This window comes from Escherichia sp. WS1265 (assembly GCF_046487585.1).
Classification (GTDB): Bacteria; Pseudomonadota; Gammaproteobacteria; order Enterobacterales; family Enterobacteriaceae; genus Escherichia; species Escherichia coli.
Genome location: NZ_JBJQJE010000050.1, coordinates 1 through 4,144, shown reverse-complemented (window position 1 = coordinate 4,144; position 4,144 = coordinate 1). Strand labels below are relative to the sequence as shown.

General features: G+C 57.4%; 5 protein-coding genes. All 5 read left to right on the top strand.

What is annotated here, in order from left to right; genetic code table 11:
• Nucleotides 1–93 (top strand): DUF905 family protein (locus tag ACJHX3_RS24450; protein ID WP_410236222.1); only part of this gene is annotated, 93 nt, incomplete at its 5' end.
• 58 nt (nt 94–151) lie between these two features.
• Nucleotides 152–2,110, top strand: coding sequence for a ParB/RepB/Spo0J family partition protein (locus ACJHX3_RS24445; RefSeq protein ID WP_064670764.1), 1,959 nt, complete (start codon nt 152–154; stop codon nt 2,108–2,110).
• A gap of 54 nt (nt 2,111–2,164) precedes the next feature.
• Nucleotides 2,165–2,599, top strand: a complete 435-nt coding sequence (gene psiB, locus ACJHX3_RS24440) for a conjugation system SOS inhibitor PsiB (protein ID WP_001578018.1) — start codon at nt 2,165–2,167, stop codon at nt 2,597–2,599.
• Nucleotides 2,596–3,315, top strand: coding sequence for a plasmid SOS inhibition protein A (locus ACJHX3_RS24435; RefSeq protein WP_001276268.1), 720 nt, complete (start codon nt 2,596–2,598; stop codon nt 3,313–3,315). The genes psiB and ACJHX3_RS24435 overlap by 4 nt, the downstream gene beginning before the upstream one ends.
• A complete protein-coding gene (locus ACJHX3_RS24430; RefSeq protein ID WP_001401763.1) occupies nt 3,312–3,908 on the top strand; it encodes a hypothetical protein in 597 nt (198 codons plus the stop codon). The genes ACJHX3_RS24435 and ACJHX3_RS24430 overlap by 4 nt, the downstream gene beginning before the upstream one ends.
• The last annotated feature ends 236 nt before the right edge of the window (nt 3,909–4,144 follow it).

Below are 4,144 nucleotides of genomic sequence, written 5' to 3'. Positions count from 1 at the left end.
GATGGCACGTTGATCTGGCGCTCCTGGAATTTTGAGGACTGTGCCGGGTACTGGATGAACCAGTACATCAGGGATTTCGGGATTCTTAAGTAAGAGAGGTGCCGGACGCGCAAACGTCCGGCAGGACATAAGCAATTATAAGGGGATGATTATGCCTGTAACGAAGTGTGAACCAGAAACCACCCGCAAAGCAAGCCGTAAATATGTAAAAACGCAGGAAACTGCACTGTCTGCCCTGCTGGCGCAGACGGAGGAAGTGAGCGTGTCGCTGGCCTCACTGATTAAGTCACCGCTGAATGTGCGCACGGTGCCGTATTCTGCGGAGTCCGTCAGCGAACTGGCTGAGTCCATTAGGGGCGTTGGCCTGCTGCAGAATTTGGTCGTGCATACCCTGCCTGGTGACCGTTACGGTGTCGCCGCAGGTGGTCGCCGACTGGCTGCACTCAACATGCTGGCAGAGCGTGGCATCCTTACGGCTGACTGGCCTGTACGCGTGAAAATTATTCCGCAGGAGCTGGCGACTGCCGCATCAATGACTGAAAACGGTCATCGTCGGGATATGCACCCTGCCGAACAGATTGCCGGATTCCGTGCAATGGCGCAGGAAGGCAAAACGCCTGCACAAATCGGTGATTTGCTGGGCTATTCGCCCCGCCATGTCCAGCGAATGCTGAAACTGGCTGACCTTGCGCCTGTCATCCTCGATGCGCTGGCAGAAGACCGCATCACCACAGAGCACTGTCAGGCGCTGGCGCTGGAGAACGACACCGCGCGTCAGGTGCAGGTGTTTGAAGCCGCCTGCCAGTCGGGATGGGGCGGTAAACCGGAAGTACAGACCATTCGTCGTCTGGTGACCGAAAGTGAAGTGGCGGTGGCGGGGAACAGTAAATTCCGCTTCGTGGGGGCTGATGCCTTCTCGCCAGACGAACTGCGCACCGATTTGTTCAGCGACGACGAGGGTGGCTATGTGGACTGCGTGGCGCTCGATGCCGCCCTGCTGGAAAAACTCCAGGCTGTCGCAGAGTTCCTTCGGGAAGCCGAAGGCTGGGAATGGTGCGCCGGACGCATGGAGCCTGTCGGTGAGTGCCGTGAGGATGCCGGAACATACCGCTGTCTGCCGGAGCCGGAAGCGGTGCTGACGGAGGCAGAAGAAGAACACCTGAACGAACTGATGACGCGTTACGACGCGCTGGAAAACCAGTGTGAGGAATCCGACCTGCTGGAAGCAGAAATGAAGCTGATTGACTGCATGGCGAAGGTCAGGGCGTGGACGCCGGAGATGCGTGCCGGAAGTGGCGTGGTGGTGTCCTGGCGTTATGGCAACGTATGTGTCCAGCGTGGTGTGCAGTTGCGCAGTGAAGATGACGCGACTGACGACGCTGACCGCACGGAACAGGTGCAGGAGAAAGCGTCAGTGGAGGAAATCAGCCTGCCGTTGCTGACGAAAATGTCCTCAGAGCGCACGCTGGCAGTCCAGGCGGCACTCATGCAGCAGCCGGACAAATCTCTGGCACTGCTGGCATGGACGCTCTGCCTGAATGTGTTTGGCAGCGGGGCGTACAGTAAACCAGCACAAATCAGCCTGGAATGTGAACATTACTCGCTGACCAGCGATGCGCCATCGGGGAAGGAAGGTGCCGCATTCATGGCGCTGATGGCAGAAAAAGCCCGTCTTGCTGCCCTGTTACCGGAGGGATGGTCACGGGACATGACGACATTCCTGTCACTCAGTCAGGAGGTGCTGTTATCCCTGCTCAGCTTCTGCACTGCGTGCAGCATCCACGGTGTTCAGACCCGTGAGTATGGTCACACGTCACGCAGTCCGCTGGACTCGCTGGAAACCGCTATCGGCTTTCACATGCGCGACTGGTGGCAGCCGACAAAAGCAAACTTCTTCGGACACCTGAAAAAGCCGCAGATTATCGCAGCCCTGAATGAGGCAGGACTGTCCGGTGCCGCACGGGACGCGGAGAAGATGAAGAAAGGCGATGCCGCTGAACATGCAGAGTTCCATATGAAAGACAACCGCTGGGTGCCTGGCTGGATGTGTTCACCACGTCCACAGACGGATGCCACTGAACGCGCCGATAACCTGGCTGATGCCGCCTGATGAACAACCACACCGCCCCGCCGGAGACGGGGCGGCAGAGGGAGAAATACGATGATGAATACCGAACTGACACTGAATGCCCTGCAGTCCATGAATGCCCAGGAATATGAAGAAATCCGTGCTGCGGGAAGCGATATGCGCCGTAATCTCACTCACGAGGTGATGCGTGAAGTGGACGCACCAGCTAACTGGATGATGAACGGAGAGTATGGCAGCGAGTTCGGGGGCTTTTTCCCCGTCCAGGTTCGTTTCACGCCAGCCCACGAACGTTTCCACCTGGCATTATGTTCGCCGGGAGACGTCTCTCAGCTCTGGATGCTGGTTCTGGTGAATGGTGGTGGACAGCCTTTCGCCGTCGTTCAGGTGCAACATATCTTCACGCCTGTCGCGATCAGTCACACGCTGGCGCTTGCCGCGACACTGGATGCGCAGGGATACAGTGTTAACGACATCATCCATATCCTGATGGCAGAAGGAGGTCAGGCATGAGCGCACGTTCACGGGCACTGATCCCCCTCAGCGCAGAACAACAGGCCGCCATGCAGGCGGTGGCTGTCACAGAACAACGTCGTCGTCAGGGACGCACACTTTCAGCATGGCCTTATGCCACCGCTTTCTTTCGCTGCCTGAATGGCAGTCGCCGGATTTCGCTGACCGATCTCCGCTTTTTTGCCCCTGCGCTGACGAAGGAGGAATTTCATGGCAACCGTCTCCTGTGGCTGGCTGCCGTGGATAAACTGATTGAAAGTTTTGGGGAAGTCTGTGTTCTTCCCCTGCCATCCGATGCGGGGCACCGTCTGTTCCCGTCCGTGCCTTTTCGTGAAGGTGAGCGTCGTCGTCAGAAAACCACGCTGACAGAGCAGAAATACAGCCGCCAGCGGGAACGTGAGGCAGAACGACGGGAACTGGAATACCAGACATGTTTTGCTCAGGCGCAGATTGACCTTGCGTTTCATACTCCCGCCACGGTCGGAAGCTGGTTGTCCCGCTGGTCTGGTGTTGTTGAGGAGCATGATCTGGAAACGATTTTCTGGGGGTGGTGCGGGCGTTTTCCGTCACTGTCATCATTTGACCGGTTTTTCTGGCAGGAGGAACCACTCTGGCGGCTGATTTTTGAAGCCGGTGAGGCCGGTCGTGGTGCACCGATACAGGTACGTGCACTTGAGCAGTGGATGATCCCGAACAAGCTGGAGAACGTAATATGATGAAATCAGACGAAAAATATCAGGTTCCCGTGTGGATGCGACCTCTGTTGCCGTTGCTCTGCAACACCGGAGGGAACGATCCGGAAGAACTGCTGAATGATACAGAAACCACTGCCAGTGCGAATGTTGTCCGTTATGTACTGATAGTTGCTGTGCGGTCGCAGGTTGATCTGCTGCAGCTTCTGTACAGGAAAGGGCTGTTGCGCACAGAGATACCAGGTGGCTTTTCACCGGAAGAAGCGCAGGCACTCCTGGATAATCTGGAGCGCAGCCATATCAGCAAGGCGCTGTCGGGCGAGCGAATGGCAGCCCGTGACAGAAATGCCGATCTGGCCTGGATTCGACAGCAACTGGTCGATGCCGCCTGGTTTGTCCGTGCCACACTGGAAGCGCATGGGATGAGCGTCGGAAATGAGAGTCCCCCTGCTCAGCCGGAGACAATGCCGGACATACAGACACGGGAACTGGTGATGTTGATCAAGCGACTGGCATCATCGCTGAAAGCGGTGAAACCGGACAGTTGTGTGGTGCGTGAAGCGCAGGACTGGCTGCGCGACAGAAAACTTGTGGATATCACAGATATTCTCCGGTGAACCAGGCATGTATATTTTACGCAGGGACATGCCGGTCATGATCGTTTCGTTCCAGGGGTGGTCTGGAGATCATGCGGTGTGCTCCCTGCTCTCGCCGGAATAAGGACGTCGCCGCCGGCTCCGCTTTTACCCGGCCATGCGGGGCATGGCCTTGTGGGTTTTCAGTTATGTGGCCTCAGCGTCGTGTGCGGGCTGTGCCGTGCCTCCATCGTAGCCGGGCTTCTGCGGGCGGGTTG